Below are 16,134 nucleotides of genomic sequence, written 5' to 3'. Positions count from 1 at the left end.
CAGATGGAGCCTCTTGGGGCTCCCTGTTGATCAGGAAGGAAGTGAATTGATTGCTGCGCTTTTCTATTTTAACGGAGAACTTTCATCTTTATTTAGAAGGGTTTCAATATACCATTGGCGCCAGTGTCATTGCTTTGATTGGAAGCTTTTTGATCGGAACACTCATTGCCATTTTGAGAATTGCGCCACTCAGGCCGCTTAACTGGTTAGGAACGGCTTACGTCGAATTTATTCGGAATATTCCGTTATTATTGATCACTTTTGTTTTTTTCTTTGGTTTACCTGTGCTTGGTATTGTAGCAGATGGATTTACTGCTGGCACCATTGCACTCGCCATTTATACCTCTGCCTTTATTGCCGAAGCGATTCGCGCTGGTATACAAGCTGTTCCAACAGGACAAATGGAAGCAGCTCGCGCTTCTGGTCTCTCTTATAACGAGACGATGCGATATATTATTTTGCCCCAAGCCATCAAAATTGTCATTCCCCCTCTTGGGAATCAATTTATTAATCTTGTCAAAAATTCATCCATACTAGGTGTTATCGCAGGATTCGACCTGATGTATCAAGGAGATCTGATCGCCTCTAGAACGTTCGTCACTTTTGATGTCTATATCTTTGTCGCCATGTTTTATTTATTACTGACCATTCCATTAAGTTTAGGCGTGGGCTATGTGGAAAGAAGGTTAGCACGAAGCCACTAGAAAGGAGGAAACAGGATGGATTTTGTAGGTGCCTATCAGCCTGATCATCTCGTCTTTTTACTCGAAGGATTTGCCGTCACCTTAAAAGTGGCTTTTATCTCGATCATTTTAAGCTTTATCATTGGATTAATTGTTGGGACGTTGCGGTTTGCACAAATTCCGATTCTATCAAAGATCCTTGCCGTAATGGTAGAAACGATACGGAATTTGCCACTATTGCTGATTATCTTTTTTACGTATTTTGCCCTTCCTGAGATTGGCATCCAGCTGAGCATTACTGCCTCTGCAATCGCTGCCTTAACTGTGTTTGAATCTGCAATGCTTTCTGAAATTATTCGAAGCGGTCTAAAATCTATTGATAAAGGACAGATTGAAGCAGCCAGGTCTTCTGGTTTAACTTATCTTCAAACATTAAAAATGATTATTATGCCACAAGCTTTACGCCGTATGGTTCCGCCTATCGTAAGCCAATTCATTTCCCTATTAAAAGATACATCGCTCGCTGTCGTCATTGCTCTTCCTGAACTATTGCACCACGCTCAAATTTTAAATGGGCAAAGCCAATCCTATTTGCTCCCTATTTTCCTCTTAGCCGCCATGATGTACTTTATCGTCAACTTCAGCTTATCCTTAGTTGCCCGTCGATTAGAATATAAGCAAGCATAAAAAGAGGACATCCGCTTAAGTGGATGCCCTTTTTCTTTACATCATACGCATAACACGTTTTCTTAGCTTTTTCATATCTCGCTTAGATGGCATATCATATCGACTCGCAAAGTGATATGCAAGTGCCCCTGCACCAAGCGTTAATAGTGAAGAAGTCATTTTTCCCATTCGAAATTCCCCCTTAACACTTATAGTTGAATTGAACGTTCATCATCACTAAACAAATCATCTAAACTGCTTAGTGTTCCGTCTTCTTCCACTTGGTGTGTAGATATTTTACCTTTTGACAGTGTCAATTCAATAAAACAGCCCCAGCAGTAATATTGATTGACGCCAATTTTTCCGATGTCTTTACATTTGCAATTTGGGCAAATGAGCATAATCCGCACCTCTTTACGTTCGGTTTAGAACAAGTGCTTCCTTTTGAACGTGGATCAAGGTTCCGGCAGCGCGTAGCTGTTTCCGAATCCCTGATAGCTCTGTAAAGAAGCCGTCCGAGAGTTCATATGCTACGATTGTGCCCGAATGTGTGCAAAAGTATACATCTTCCAAAATGCCTAAGTTTTCACCATCTGCTGATTGCATCATTTTCTTTTTCATTGTTGAAAAGAAAAGAGACGGAGTAGACGATTTGATTTCCACTCCCTCATGACAGCATACATATAAACCTTTGTCTGTCAGTTTGTCGCCAGCTGAGAATGGAATCAGTGCACAGTCTTTCTTTTTCCCCTCTAACACATATCCTCCGCAGCTACCGCCGGCTAAAAAACAAATATCTTTGATCGAACCAAGTGAATGAGATGCCACATCTGTAAAAATCGATGTTCCTTCAAGCTCTCGACATGTTCTCAAAATGTGATCAACCACCTTTTGCGGAACAGTCTTATCGTGTGCGTTTCATGCAACACTCATACGAAGAAATGGCTTCCATGATGGAAGCCATTCAGATTGTTGACAAAGGACTAAAATGATTTTATTTAGTCCTTTGTCTTCTATTTCTATTCAGCGTGATTGAAAACCCTTGAAGTCTAGGAAGGACGAGCACCGGCGCGCAGGCCTGACAACGAATGCGAGGGTTTGTCTACACGCTGAAATGGCTTCCATGAAGGAAGCCATTTACTCATGCATGAAATCAAAAGGAGTGATCCCCTCCATGCCAATATTGGCGTCATGTACGCTAAAAGGTAGTTCTTTTTGAAGCGCAAGAAGTTCCGCATCCATTATTTCCTCGGACTGAACTAGTCTCTGTGTTAAGGACGTTTGTCGAAGGGAATCTTCATTATTTTTTACGCCCCACTCTAATGCTGACTCTTCACCGCACAAAATTAAAAACTTTTTGCTTCGTGTGATGGCTGTATATAACAGATTTCGCCTTAGCATACGATAGTAACTTCTGACGACTGGCAGCACAACGATCGGAAATTCACTGCCCTGAGATTTGTGAATAGAGCAGCAATAAGCATGTGTAAATTGGTGGAAATCCTTTTTCGTGAAGGTGATTTCATTGCCATCAAAAGAAATGACGACCATGTCTTCTTTTTCTGTATTTTCTTTTGCATAAAAAACAGAAACGATTTCACCAATATCTCCGTTGAAAATGTTATTTTCCGGCTGGTTCACAAGCTGTAGTACCTTATCTCCTGTCCGGTATACGACATCACCAAACGCAATTTCTCGCCCTTTTGGCTTTTTTGGATTCAGTATTTGCTGTAGCATTTTATTCAATTCATTGATGCCTGCTTTTCCTTTATACATGGGCGCGAGCACTTGAATATCTTTTGCTGTATAGCCTTTTTGAGCGGCATTGCGAACCACCTTCTCAATGACTTCTTTCATTTGATCAGCTGTACATTTTATAAATGATCGATCTTTTGAACGTGTGGTGATATTTTGAGGTACAATACCATTTTTCATCTCATGGGCAAGCTCCACGATGGTTGAACCGTCTGCCTGACGGTAAATATCTGTCAGGGTAACAGCCGGCACAGCGCTTGATGCAAGTAAATCTTTTAATACTTGACCGGGACCGACAGAAGGGAGCTGGTGCTCGTCTCCTACCATAATGACTTGAATATGGTCTGGAATGGCTTTAAATAAGTGATTGGCAAGCCAAATATCCAGCATACTTGATTCATCAATGATCACAAGCTTCCCTTCAATCGGCTCATCCTCATCATGTGAGAAACCTTCTGATCCATTCCACCCAAGTAGCCGGTGAATGGTAACGGCAGGAAGCCCCGTGGACTCAGTCATCCGTTTCGCAGCTCGGCCTGTTGGTGCTGCTAGTACAATGGGGAACGATTCATCTTTTTTATATTCACCTGGATCAAGTGATACACCATGCAGGTCACTATAAAGCTCCACGATGCCTCGAATGACCGTTGTTTTACCAGTCCCTGGTCCGCCAGTTAACAACAACATAGGAGACATGAGCGCTTTTTGAATGGCTTCTTTTTGTGTCGGCGCATATTGTACGCCTAATCGTTCCTCCAACTCACCAAGTGCAAGCAGGAATTCGGATTCAGGAAATTGATCTGCATATTCTGTTTGGGACACAATTTTTTGAATCCGTTTGGCGACACTCTGCTCCGCATAAAATAAGGACGGATGATAGCAGCGGTCGTCTTCAATGATCATCTCTTTTCCTTCGCCAAGGGCAATGATTTGATTCGCAACATCCATTTCTGTCACTTTGTAGTCATTACCTGTTTGATTAAGCAGCTTACGGGTTTCGATGATGAGATCTTTCGTTTTTATGTAAGTATGTCCGTCTTGTAGACTCGCTGCTTCCACTGTATAAAGCAGGGCTGCACGAATTCGATCTGGGTCATTTCCAGAAATTCCTGTTCTAGCCCCTAATTCATCGGCTTTAATAAATCCAATCCCCTCTACATCTTTGACGAGCTGATATGGATTTTCCTCTATCTTCTGTAAGGTTTCACTTTTATATACTTGATAAATCTTCATGCTCAGTTGTGGACCAAAACCATATTGATTGAGGTTAATCATGATTTGTTCTAATCCTTGATGCTCTTGGAGCGCAGCTGCGAGCTTGTCGGCTTTCTTTTTAGAAAGGCGCGGCACATCGTACAAGACAGCTGGGTCACTCATAATTTTCTGTAGCGTCTGATTCCCAAGGTGACCGACTATTTCTTCAGCCGTCTTTTTTCCTATCCCTTCAAATAAATCACTTGAGAGATATTGAATGATTCCTTGCTTTGTGGTGGGCACTTCCTTTTGAAAATGAGTTGCCTGAAACTGTTCACCGAATTTCGGATGACTCGTGACTTTTCCGTAAAAGGTGTAGGTTTCGTCCTCATGAAGTGCTGGGAAGTAGCCTGTGACAGATGCCGTTTTTTCTTCTAAGTTTTCCGATGTTTCAAGAACTTTCACTTTTAACACCGAGTATAAGTTGCTCTCGTTATGGAAAATAACAGCTTGGACGATTCCTTTTAAAAATGGTTCATCCTCGAGTTTTATTTGATCTGGATTCTCCTGCACAGGCCTTCCCTCCTTCCGACTATTCTGCTTCTTGAATCAGCTTTTTCGCATGGAGTGCAAGCATATGATCTGGTTGCACATCAATGGCTTTTCCTAGCATGTCAAGCGCTTCGTTCTTTTTCTCTAAATACGCATACGCCACCCCTAAATTATAAAAGGCATCTGCATGCTGCGGATCACGCGCAACAACTTCTGTAAATGTCGTCACTGCTTCTTCTAGCATGTGTTCATTGGCTAAACACATGCCGAATTGGAATCTTGCTTCATTATCTTCCTCGTTTAATTCAATCGCACGCTGAAGATAAGGCATCGCAAGCTTCGGCTGCTCTAATTTGATAAGCGTTTGCCCTAACATATAAAACAAATCACTATTTTCCATTCCTGCTTTTAATGCTTGTTCAAAGAAGTCTTTGGCTTTGATAAAGTCTTCTTTTAATGTATACACATTTCCTGCTCCGTAATAGGCAGCGGCTGCCGTCTTATCAAGTTCAATTGCTTTTTGAAAGAAGTTTAAAGCGCGTTCAAATTCATTGATACTTGACAATAAGTTCGCAAAGTTGATATAGGGAACAGGGTCATTCGGGCTTTCTTCAATCGCTTTTGTAAAAGCTTCTGCTGCCTTTTCGATGTTCCCTTGATTCAACGCTTCAATGCCGATCTCATTATGGTTCATCACTCTCATCATCCTTTCATTAAAAAACCTCAACAGCGACGTTGAGGTTTTTTAAACATGTTACACATACGACAGCTTTTCACCGTCTTTGAACACATCGTCAATTGTACCGCCACCAAGACATTCATCGCCATCATAAAAGACAACCGCTTGTCCTGGGGTAACAGCACGAACGGGTTCTTCAAAGATGACCATCGCTTCTTGTTCACCTGTCATTTTCACTTGAACATGGTGATCTTCTTGACGGTACCTGAATTTGGCTGTGCATGTTAATTCACCATTTTCGTCTACTAGACCCGGACGCGTCCAGCTAATATTGACAGCTGAAATACTTTCAGAATATAAAAGTGGATTATGGAAGCCTTGTTCAACAAACAAGACATTTTGCTCCAAATCCTTTCCAACAACAAACCAAGGATCACCGCTTCCGCCAATACCAAGTCCTTGACGTTGACCAATCGTGTAATACATCAGGCCATCATGTTTCCCTTTCACTTCTCCGTCCATTGTCCGCATCTCGCCAGGCTGTGCAGGCAAGTACTGACTAAGGAACGTCTTAAAGTTTCTTTCACCAATAAAGCAAATGCCCGTGGAATCCTTTTTCGTGGCTGTTGCGAGATTCGCTTCTTTCGCCAATTCACGAACTTTGCTTTTTTCTAAATCACCGATTGGGAACATCACTTTATCAAGCTGTTCTTGTGTCAGCTGATTTAAAAAATAGGTCTGGTCTTTGTTCGCATCAAGACCTCTTAGCATTTTGACTTCATCACCAGTTCGATCAATTCGAGCATAGTGGCCTGTAGCCAAATAGTCAGCACCGAGCGATAGCGCATGCTCTAAGAAGGCCTTGAATTTTATTTCTTTGTTACACATGACGTCTGGATTTGGTGTTCTACCGGCTTTATATTCATCAAGGAAGTATTGAAACACTTTGTCCCAATATTGCTTCTCAAAATTCACTGCATAGTAAGGGATTCCGATCTGGTTACACACACGAATGACATCTTCATAATCTTCCGTTGCTGTACATACACCATTTTCATCTGTGTCATCCCAGTTTTTCATAAATATGCCGATGACATCATAGCCTTGCTCTTTTAATAATAGAGCCGCTACTGATGAATCGACTCCTCCAGACATCCCGACCACAACTCTTGTTTCTTCTGGTCTTTTTGTCATTTTCATCAACTCCCATTTCAATGAAACAGCGTGCGTGTTTCGTTCTTATAATTTGGGCTGTTTCATTTTTCACACAAGAATTGAAGGAAACCATTTAGGTGGTAAGACGTTTCACAACTGCTGCCATTTTCAATGCCGCTTGCCTTACATGGTCTTCTTCGTTTCCAAGACCGAAGCTAATTCTCACTGAGGACGTCAGCTCTTTTGCTTCCTCGCCATACATGGCACTTAACACGTGCGAAGGAAGGACAGACCCAGCCGTACAGGCAGATCCACTTGAAACAGCGATTCCTTCCATATCTAAATTCACAAGTAATGATTCAATCGAAACCCCCGGAAAATGAACATTTAAAATATGTGGCAATGTTTGCGTTGGGTGTCCATTGATAGAGAAAGGAATAGACTCCTCCTCAAACACTTGAAGCATGATGTGTTTGAGCTTACCATAATGCACTGCGTTTTCTCCTCTATTTTGCTTTGTGAGTCGAACAGCCTCTGCCAGTCCAACGACACCAGCCACATTTTCAGTTCCGGCACGACGTTTTCTTTCTTGTTCACCGCCGAATATTTGCGGCGACAGTTTCACAGATTCCTTCATGTATAAAAAGCCTGTCCCCATTGGACCATTTAGCTTATGACCAGACGCTGATAAAAGATCGATATGAAGGTCTTTTGCATGGATTGGGATGGTCCCAAAAGCCTGCACAGCATCTGTATGAAAATAAGCAGCATGATCTTTTAACAGTTCACCAATTTCTTTGATTGGCTGAATCACACCTGTTTCATTATTGCCATACATGATGGTCACGAGAATGGTATCTTCTCTTAACGCTTGTTTGAATTGATCCATATCAATCAATCCCGTTTGGTCAACATCTATATATGTCACGTCAAATCCGAGCTTCTCTAAGCGCTCGCACGTATGCAACACGGCATGATGCTCTGTTTTGACCGTGATAATATGTTTTCCTTCATGTTGCCTCGCCATGGCAACTCCTGTGATCGCCAAATTATCTGCCTCTGTTCCCCCACTTGTAAGAATGATCTCTTGTGGTTTACAGTGCAATTCTCCTGCAATCACTTCTCTCGCTTCATCGAGCCACTTTTTTGCCTCACGCCCATATGAATGAATGCTTGAGGGATTTCCAAATACATCTGTAAAAAATGGCAACATCTTGTCCACAATCCGCTGATCCATTGGCGTTGTGGCCGCATGATCTAAATATATCCGTTCCATTTCCGGTACACCTCTGATTTAAATATAGAACATATACGCGTCTTGATCCCCGTCATCTGTGTAGCTTGCCAAGTCTTCAAGAGTTGTATTGTCCAGAACATCTTTTACTGCATCTCGTATGCGAATCCACAGCGCACGCTTTGCTGGTTCTTCGTTTTCAATGACTTCAACAGGACTAATCGGTCCTTCTAACACACGAATGATATCACCGGCTGTAATCTCATTCGGTTCATGTGCAAGTACATACCCACCGTATGCGCCGCGAATACTTTTTACTAAACGTGCATTGCGAAGAGGAGAGACAAGCTGTTCTAAGTAATGCTCAGACAAATCATTGTTTTGAGCGATTGATTTGAGTGATGTAGGGCCTTCGCCATATTTTTTGGCTAATTCTATCATGATCGTCAGACCATATCTGCCTTTAGTTGAAATTTTCACGTTAAACACCTCTGCGTTTTCTATTCTATGTCATCAATTATATTTTCTGATTTCATATACGCTGATAAATAGACCAAGAGCAATTATATCACAATATGATTCAACTTTCATTTGCGCGTTCTTTGCTTCATTTCGGGCACATCCCTTTTCTATTTGAAGAAATTTAGGTACGCTATACAAACAAGACATTGCTTTAGGAGAGATAATCATGAAACCTTTAGCTTATCGGATGCGCCCTAGTCATATTGAAGACATCATTGGGCAGGAGCATCTCGTTGGAGAAGGTCAAATTATACATCGAATGGTAGAGGCAAAACATTTGTCCTCGATGATTTTATACGGACCGCCCGGCATTGGCAAAACTTCCATTGCCACTGCAATAGCTGGCAGTACAAGCATTGCTTTTCGCACATTAAATGCGGTGATTCATAACAAAAAAGATATGGAAGCCGTTGCTGCTGAAGCGAAAATGAGTGGGCGTGTGATCCTAATTTTAGACGAAGTGCACAGACTGGATAAAGGGAAACAAGATTTTCTCCTTCCGTATTTAGAAAATGGCATGATCATCTTGATTGGCGCTACAACAGCCAATCCTTATCATGCCATCAACCCTGCTATACGCAGCCGAACGCAAATATTTGAGTTAAAACCGCTTGAAACAGAACAAATCAAAGTCGCCTTAACAAGGGCTTTAACCGATGAACATCGTGGACTTGGCGGGTATTCTGTGACTGTCGATGATGAGGCGATGAATCATTTAGCGAATGGATGCGGGGGAGATGTTCGCTCTGCTTTAAACGCACTTGAATTAGCCGTTTTATCAACAAAGGAAGACGAATCTGGACACATCTTCATTCCACTTGCTGCAGCTGAAGAATGTTTACAGAAAAAGAGCTTTTCACACGATAAAAATGGAGACGCGCATTATGATGTTCTGTCAGCTTTTCAAAAATCCATTCGTGGCTCTGACGTAGATGCAGCCCTTCATTACCTTGCCAGACTGATTGAAGCTGGAGACCTTGAAAGCATTTCAAGACGATTACTTGTGATGGCGTACGAGGATATCGGTCTTGCAAGCCCTCAAGCAGGGCCTCGCGTGTTAAATGCCGTGCAAACAGCTGAGAGAATTGGGTTCCCAGAAGCACGTATCCCACTAGCGAATGCCGTCATCGAGCTTTGCCTTTCTCCAAAATCGAACTCGGCATATATCGCGATTGATGCAGCATTACACGACGTCCGATCCGGCAAAATTGGTGAAGTGCCACTTCATTTAAAGGATGCCCACTACAAAGGCGCAACGGCACTTGGACGAGGCGTGGATTATTTGTATCCACATGATTATGAGAATGGCTGGGTGAAACAGCAGTACTTGCCTGATCCGCTGAAAAACAAACAGTACTATCAACCGAAGCAGACAGGAAAATTTGAAGGTGCGTTGAAGCAAGTTTATGAAAATTTAAAACGCCAAAAATAAAATAAGCCTCCCTGTTTTGATATGCCCCCCATAGTAGATGAAAAAAGAAAGCATACTAATCTGATGACATACTATGGAGGGGCTTCTCTTTATTATTCATCACTGTCTAATTCCCATAATTTTTGACCGTCTGCTAAATAAACTGCATTAGGTGGATCATCATAAAGTGAAATTTCCACATAAGAATTTCCTTCTTGTATCACCCAATCAGATACTCTTCCTTCATTTTGAGTCGGGCGGGTTATAATATCCTTGACAATAAGGGCAACCGCGTAATATTCTGTGTAATTTACATCATCATCTTCTAACCCATTATCTGTTTCATAGAGTACATCTGGCTTTCCGATAATCTGTAATCCGTTCTTCCAATCTAATCGCAATTCATTGATACCATATTTATCTAATACTTTGATTAAAGAGTTATATTCCATAAGTATCAATCCTTTTTTATGGTATTGGTTTTGTTGGAACTATATGAGCGCAAGTCTTTTCCATTAAAAGAAACGTAAAACACTACATGAAAAGCCCTTCCGATATGGAGGGGCTTTTCTTTGTTATTTATTACTGTCCAATTCCCATATTTTCTGGCCGTCTGCTAAATATACTGTATTTGGTGGCTCTTTATAAAGAGAAATTTCTACTAATGAGCTTTTTCCTGTATTAATCCAATTATATACAGTGCTTTCATTATGAGCAGGCCGGATCAAAACTTCTATTACCCTAAATGCAACAGCATAGTATTCTGTATAATTGTCATCATCATCTTCCAATCCGTTATCTGTTTCAAAAAGTGTGTCAGGTTCTCCAATAACTTTTAAACCATTTTTCCATTCTATTATCAAATAGTTATTTTTATATTTTCGTAATGCTGAAATTAATGGATCATATCCCATTTGAATCCACCTTAGTTTATGGTTTTAAAGGCACTGGTGGTACTATATGAGCGCCGTTTTTCCATTAAGAGAAATACAAAACACTTAGGATTCTTTTTAATGATTATCATCGATTTTGTCTTGATAAACTTTTAAAATTGTTGTGTTTAAATCACTGATTTCTGAGAAATGCCATTCAAACGTTGTCATAATTCTATGAATCTCAAATAACATATTCTCTATTTCATCTCCATTGTTCTTATCCAATGAATCGAAATTATTTAATATAATATCTAAATCTTTGGTTAATATCCTAAAATCCTCAAGATTCTCATACTGTTCATCTAAATCATCTTTATTTACAATATTAGTGCTTGAATTAAGTTTATCTAGTATGTCCAATATACCTTCTAACTTCTTATCCATTATTAAATACCCCCCGTTATTTATATCCCTTAATAAATCGTCCAAGTGCATTCTTAGTCTTCTTAGTGTTTAATGTTCCATCTAAGTTCAAAACGTACTTCACATTTCCTGTTTTATCAATTACTTCTATATGATCTTTATGTAATGCGTCAAGGTAAATTCCATAACCTTTTTTCAGATATTTGTTATCAGTTTTCTTATTTACCTTATAAATGGATTCTCCGTCATACTTTACTTTTGTTTTTGATAAGAAATTACTTATTGATTTTCCAAATTCCATATCGAAAAACTCATTCATATTAGAAACAGATTTAACAGTACTCTTAGCCGTCTTCTCAACCTTCTTAACTTTTTTCTCACCTTTAAGTAATGTAAATACATATTTAATCTTCGCGACAGGTACTATACTCATCCCCGACCAAACACGATCCTTAACAGACACTTTCTCAAATGTTTCAGGGTCTTTGCCTGTCACAGCTCGGAAGCCGTCATTGATGCCACTGTATTCCAAGATGATGTCTTCGTTTTCTGAGAGAAATTCATTATCTAGTAAGGGTTTAGCGTTTCCATTGCTTCGGCTATCTGGGATCTTGTCGACTTCTTCTATTATTTTTTCACCGTTTGCAATATAAGTTCGGATGATTTGCTTATTGGCGTAAACGGCATATCGACCGCCTATAAAATCAATGTCTGATGGGTCTGTGACGACTTCATCTGCGATATCGAATTCTTGTAGTTTTTTGATGCCTTTTACATTGTGTAGTTTACCATTAACGACTCTGATGTCTCCAGATTTCCGTTTTTTTGCGAACGCGGCTTCTCTTTGTAATGGCGTAAGCGATGGGTCGTTTGCTTTGACTTGTTTTTGGATATTTCGATGGTTCTCATTTCGAACCACCGTATCCACCTTCGATTGCTCTTTTTCATTCAGCTTCTTCAGCATAACCATCATCGGGTTTTCATCGGGATTGTTTACTTTTTTGTCCAATTCGTTTAGGTTACTACTGATTTTTTTGTCTTCTGTATCATCCTCGAGGATAGAGCCTTTTTGATAGCTAGTGATCTCGATTTTAGGACCGGTAAACATGCTTCCAAGGACATCCATGTATTCCTTCATTGTTTCAATGGAGCTCTTGGTTTCATTCAAAGCACTGGCTTGTTCTCTGTCAAAGGTATAAAGTGATTCAATGGTTTTCGACATGTTCGTCCAAGCTTTTTGATAGCTCTCCCGAAAAGCAGACTCGTCTATCTTTGGTAAATTGATAATATGCCTGACTCTGTCAATCGCTTCGTCGACATCTGATACGATATCAGAGACGCCTTGTTTGGCACTTGTTAAATCTGGATAAAGCTCTTCCGCCATAAACGCTTGTGAAATAAAGCCCTTTTCGTTTGATTCAAATGCGTGAAGCTCTTCCTTTGTCTTTTTGAGCGCGGCGCTGTATTCCTCAATAGTGTCTTGAAAGAATTTCAAAAAGGGGATATGACACTCCGTATAAAAGGCTTTTATCGCTTCTCCAGCTTTTCCCTTTAGTGCGCCATCTAATGAGATGATTTGATTGATTTGTTTTTCTAGGGATTTGAAATCCTGTGATTGTTGCTTTAACTGTGTCAGTGTTTGATCAATTGCTTGATTCAAAGCATGAACATCTAACGTTTTCATGACAATCTCCTTTAATGCTGGTTGCAATCAATAGAGAGTTTAACACTAGATGGAGATTAACTGAGGAGTAATTCCTGAATTTCCACAAAAATGAATCGATTTGCATAGGCGATATAGACTAGATGAGAAATATGGTTTATCAAACAAAAACCAAGTAAGGAGATGGGGTAATTACTTTGAGGGAGAGGGACAAAAGGGCTTTAGAAGCCATTTTAAAACTGAGTGTATGTATTGATATTCATTCGAGACAGCTGCAGCAGTTCTCGTAGCAGTATGTTAATATATTCATTTTTCCAACCATCAACGGTTTCAAATTAGTTTAACAACCTGAGCCCATATCATGCAGGACTCAGGCTGTTAGTATCTTTTTAACACTGTCTCTAGGCAGGCGGGTTTTTTATTTATCCTTCACACGTGTAATCTTGATGTCTTTTAAAAGGTCCATAATGACATGACCACCCATAATGAGCCCTGCAACAGATGGGACAAATGCATTGGATGATGGCGGCATTTTTGCCTTACGAATGGTCGCTTCATCATTCCCAACTTCTTTTCTAACATCCTCACGAATCACAATTGGGCTTTCGTCAGAGAAAATGACTTGAATCCCCTTACGGATCCCCTCTTTGCGTAAACGGGTCCTAACAACTTTTGCAATTGGGTCTGTATGGGTTTTCGATATATCATCAATTTTGAAGCGTGTCGGGTCTGTTTTGTTTGCAGCACCCATACTGGAGATCATCTTCACATTGCGCTTTAAGCACTCTTTCATCAAGTGAATTTTGTAATAAATCGTATCTGACGCATCAATGACATAATCAAGCGGATAGTCAAAAAATTGTTCGTATGTTTCTTCTGTATAAAACATCTTTAATGCGACAACATCACATTCCGGGTTAATATCAGCGATTCTCGCTTTCATCAAATCAACCTTGGGCTGACCAACCGTTGACAAAAGTGCTGGTAGCTGACGGTTCACATTTGTAATATCAATATCATCTTTATCAACAAGAACAATACGTCCAACGCCTGAGCGAGCTAGCGCTTCAGCTGCAAATGAACCGACGCCACCCACACCAAGCACTGCAACAGTACTGTTTTTTAATATATTTAAGCCTTCCTTGCCAATCGCAAGCTCATTTCTTGAAAACTGATGTAACAAGTGCCTCACTCCACCTTTATTTAAAATGAATCGAAAGAATCATATCATATTCAGACTTCCACGTCATCATCGTCCAACAGAAAAAAACACAAAAAAGTCCCGATCACGCCGCCAGCTGTTTCCTTCGTTTTGAACCCCGCACAATGCAGGTGGGTGCTTTCTTCCTCACCTTATAAGTCCTCTGTTGAGGCATGTATGCAGAAAGGAAAGTCGAGCTCCCATATAAGAGAATGTTCGGTCAAAACTAGGTAACCACCGTACGTATCAGGACTTGATTGATGAAAGCATATCATAGGCAAATGTATTTTTTCAAGCGTTTACATGCCCATCATGATGCGCCTTTTTTACTATTTTACTTTTTTGTTTGAATTGCTAAATTTAGCTCTTCAAGCTGTGCTTGGCTTACCTCACCAGGGGCATCTGTTAGCACACAGCTAGCACTTGCTGTTTTAGGGAAAGCAATCGTATCTCTTAAGTTAGAACGCCCCGCAAGCAGCATCACTAAGCGGTCAAGACCAAGGGCAATTCCGCCATGCGGAGGAACACCATACTCAAATGCATCTAAAAGGAAACCGAATTGTTCGTATGCTTCTTCCTTCGAGAAACCAAGTAATCCAAACATTTTTTCTTGGATGTCCTTCTCAAAAATACGAATCGATCCTCCGCCAAGCTCATAACCATTTAGCACAAGGTCATATGCCTGGGCTTTCATATCTTCTGGTCTCGTTTCAATGAACTCTAGATCGTCACGAACTGGCATCGTGAATGGATGATGGGCAGCATAAAAGCGTCCTTCTTCTTCATCTTTTTCAAGTAACGGCCAATCGACCACCCAAAGGAAGTGATAGACAGTCTCATCAATGAGATCCAGTTCTTTTCCGAGTTTTAAACGAAGTGCGCCAAGAGCATCATGCACAACAGACGTTTTATCAGCGACAAAGAGTAAAAGATCTCCCTCTTCTACTTGTAATTGCTGTTTTAATTCTGCTTGTTTCGTCTCATCGAAAAATTTCGAAATTGGACCTTTTAATTCAGTTCCTTCAGCTTTCAGCCATGCAAGACCTTTTGCTCCATAGTTAGCGGCAAATACGCCAAGGGCATCAATGTCTTTTCTTGAATAGTTAGCGGCTGCGCCCTTCACATTGATGGCTTTGACCGTTCCACCATTTTTCACAGCACCACTGAAGACTTTGAAATCTGAATCCTTCACAGTATCTGAGATATTGACAAGCTTCATCTCAAAGCGCGTATCCGGTTTATCTGATCCGTAAGAGTTCATTGCTTCATCGTACGTCATACGTGGCAGTGGCAATGTAAGGTCAACGCCTTTCACATCTTTCATCACTTTTGCCATCATCTTTTCCGCAAGGCCCATGATCTCTTCTTGACTCATAAAGGACATTTCAATATCGACTTGAGTGAACTCTGGCTGACGGTCAGCACGTAAATCTTCATCTCTAAAGCAGCGGGCAATTTGATAATAACGATCCATTCCCGACACCATCAGCAATTGTTTAAACAATTGCGGAGACTGAGGAAGGGCATAGAATTCACCTTCGTGTACTCGGCTTGGAACAAGATAGTCACGTGCACCCTCTGGCGTACTTTTTGTTAAAATTGGCGTTTCAATATCAAGAAAGCCGTTGTCATCTAAGAAATGGCGGAATGCTTTCGTCACTTCATGTCGCATCTTGATCGTGTCAAACATCGCTGGGCGGCGGAGATCTAAGTATCGGTATTTTAACCGGACATCTTCTGATACTTCATCTGCTTGATCTGAAATCATAAATGGAGGCGTCTTCGCTTCATTAATGACTTGAACTGATTCTGCTTGAATTTCAATTTTACCTGTTTTTAAATTTGGGTTTATGGTTGATGCATCTCTTGCCACAACCTTTCCTTTAATATCTAGGACAAATTCATTTCGAATCGCTTCTGCTGTCTCAAGCGCCTCTTTTGAATGGTCTGGGTTAAAGACAACTTGTACAATCCCTGAACGGTCACGCAGATCAATAAAAATCAAACCACCTAGATCACGTCTTTTTTGAACCCAACCCTTTAATTCTACAGTTTGACCGATTTGGTCTTCTGTTACTTCTCCACAATAAAAAGTTCTACCAAACACAAACATTCCACTCC

17 protein-coding genes and 1 other RNA gene are annotated in these 16,134 nt (G+C 40.7%); 3 read left to right on the top strand and 15 right to left on the bottom strand.

Annotation, left to right across the window (positions count from 1 at the left end; all coding sequences use genetic code 11):
- Positions 1 to 50 precede the first annotated feature (50 nt).
- Positions 51 to 704 (top strand): amino acid ABC transporter permease, encoded by a 654-nt coding sequence (locus tag AB1K80_RS04580; RefSeq protein WP_412855440.1) that lies wholly within the window; start codon positions 51 to 53, stop codon positions 702 to 704.
- Between the two features lie 15 nt (positions 705 to 719).
- Positions 720 to 1,370: an amino acid ABC transporter permease gene (locus AB1K80_RS04575; RefSeq protein WP_412855439.1), complete on the top strand. Its 651-nt coding sequence runs from the start codon at positions 720 to 722 to the stop codon at positions 1,368 to 1,370.
- Positions 1,371 to 1,406: 36 nt separating this feature from the next.
- Here the strand turns inward: AB1K80_RS04575 and AB1K80_RS04570 are convergent, their stop codons facing one another.
- From AB1K80_RS04570 to cymR, 8 genes are all read right to left on the bottom strand, one after another.
- On the bottom strand, positions 1,407 to 1,538 hold the full coding sequence (locus AB1K80_RS04570; protein ID WP_003216198.1) for a YrzQ family protein: 132 nt from the start codon (positions 1,536 to 1,538) through the stop codon (positions 1,407 to 1,409).
- A gap of 20 nt (positions 1,539 to 1,558) precedes the next feature.
- Positions 1,559 to 1,750 carry a hypothetical protein gene (locus tag AB1K80_RS04565; RefSeq protein WP_003216308.1) on the bottom strand — a complete coding sequence of 64 codons (192 nt, stop codon included), beginning with the start codon at positions 1,748 to 1,750 and terminating at the stop codon, positions 1,559 to 1,561.
- A gap of 13 nt (positions 1,751 to 1,763) precedes the next feature.
- Positions 1,764 to 2,222 carry a prc-barrel domain-containing protein gene (locus AB1K80_RS04560; protein WP_412855438.1) on the bottom strand — a complete coding sequence of 153 codons (459 nt, stop codon included), beginning with the start codon at positions 2,220 to 2,222 and terminating at the stop codon, positions 1,764 to 1,766.
- 264 nt (positions 2,223 to 2,486) lie between these two features.
- The gene (locus AB1K80_RS04555; RefSeq protein ID WP_412855437.1) at positions 2,487 to 4,871 is read right to left on the bottom strand and encodes an ATP-dependent RecD-like DNA helicase; all 2,385 of its coding nucleotides are present in this window, start codon (positions 4,869 to 4,871) and stop codon (positions 2,487 to 2,489) included.
- 19 nt (positions 4,872 to 4,890) lie between these two features.
- Entirely contained in the window at positions 4,891 to 5,544 is a 654-nt protein-coding gene (locus tag AB1K80_RS04550; RefSeq protein WP_412855436.1) for a tetratricopeptide repeat protein, read from the bottom strand.
- 60 nt (positions 5,545 to 5,604) lie between these two features.
- Positions 5,605 to 6,723 carry a tRNA 2-thiouridine(34) synthase MnmA gene (mnmA, locus tag AB1K80_RS04545; RefSeq protein ID WP_412855435.1) on the bottom strand — a complete coding sequence of 373 codons (1,119 nt, stop codon included), beginning with the start codon at positions 6,721 to 6,723 and terminating at the stop codon, positions 5,605 to 5,607.
- A gap of 94 nt (positions 6,724 to 6,817) precedes the next feature.
- Entirely contained in the window at positions 6,818 to 7,960 is a 1,143-nt protein-coding gene (locus AB1K80_RS04540; protein WP_412855434.1) for a cysteine desulfurase family protein, read from the bottom strand.
- A gap of 18 nt (positions 7,961 to 7,978) precedes the next feature.
- Positions 7,979 to 8,398 carry a cysteine metabolism transcriptional regulator CymR gene (cymR, locus tag AB1K80_RS04535; protein WP_412855433.1) on the bottom strand — a complete coding sequence of 140 codons (420 nt, stop codon included), beginning with the start codon at positions 8,396 to 8,398 and terminating at the stop codon, positions 7,979 to 7,981.
- A 208-nt stretch (positions 8,399 to 8,606) separates the two neighbouring features.
- On the opposite strand from cymR, the gene AB1K80_RS04530 reads away from it, so the two are divergent.
- Positions 8,607 to 9,872, top strand: a complete 1,266-nt coding sequence (locus AB1K80_RS04530; protein ID WP_412855432.1) for a replication-associated recombination protein A — start codon at positions 8,607 to 8,609, stop codon at positions 9,870 to 9,872.
- Between the two features lie 92 nt (positions 9,873 to 9,964).
- On the opposite strand, the gene AB1K80_RS04525 is transcribed toward AB1K80_RS04530, so the two are convergent.
- The 7 genes from AB1K80_RS04525 to aspS all read right to left on the bottom strand — a co-directional run bounded on the left by AB1K80_RS04525 (position 9,965) and on the right by aspS (position 16,120).
- The gene (locus AB1K80_RS04525) at positions 9,965 to 10,303 is read right to left on the bottom strand and encodes a hypothetical protein (protein WP_412855431.1); all 339 of its coding nucleotides are present in this window, start codon (positions 10,301 to 10,303) and stop codon (positions 9,965 to 9,967) included.
- 123 nt (positions 10,304 to 10,426) lie between these two features.
- Positions 10,427 to 10,765: a hypothetical protein gene (locus AB1K80_RS04520; protein ID WP_412855430.1), complete on the bottom strand. Its 339-nt coding sequence runs from the start codon at positions 10,763 to 10,765 to the stop codon at positions 10,427 to 10,429.
- 96 nt (positions 10,766 to 10,861) lie between these two features.
- The gene (locus tag AB1K80_RS04515) at positions 10,862 to 11,170 is read right to left on the bottom strand and encodes a hypothetical protein (RefSeq protein WP_412855429.1); all 309 of its coding nucleotides are present in this window, start codon (positions 11,168 to 11,170) and stop codon (positions 10,862 to 10,864) included.
- 16 nt (positions 11,171 to 11,186) lie between these two features.
- Positions 11,187 to 12,833, bottom strand: a complete 1,647-nt coding sequence (locus AB1K80_RS04510; protein ID WP_412855428.1) for a T7SS effector LXG polymorphic toxin — start codon at positions 12,831 to 12,833, stop codon at positions 11,187 to 11,189.
- Between the two features lie 397 nt (positions 12,834 to 13,230).
- Positions 13,231 to 13,995: a ThiF family adenylyltransferase gene (locus AB1K80_RS04505; RefSeq protein WP_412855427.1), complete on the bottom strand. Its 765-nt coding sequence runs from the start codon at positions 13,993 to 13,995 to the stop codon at positions 13,231 to 13,233.
- Positions 13,996 to 14,087: 92 nt separating this feature from the next.
- A non-coding RNA gene (gene ssrS / locus AB1K80_RS04500) (6S RNA) lies at positions 14,088 to 14,269 on the bottom strand.
- A 78-nt stretch (positions 14,270 to 14,347) separates the two neighbouring features.
- Positions 14,348 to 16,120 carry an aspartate--tRNA ligase gene (gene aspS / locus AB1K80_RS04495; RefSeq protein WP_412855426.1) on the bottom strand — a complete coding sequence of 591 codons (1,773 nt, stop codon included), beginning with the start codon at positions 16,118 to 16,120 and terminating at the stop codon, positions 14,348 to 14,350.
- Between the last annotated feature and the right edge of the window lie 14 nt (positions 16,121 to 16,134).

Source organism: Bacillus sp. 179-C3.3 HS (assembly GCF_047229225.1).
Lineage (GTDB): Bacteria > Bacillota > Bacilli > Bacillales > Bacillaceae > Bacillus.
The sequence above is the reverse complement of the archived record's forward strand: the minus strand, read 5'-3'. Positions and strand labels throughout refer to the sequence as shown.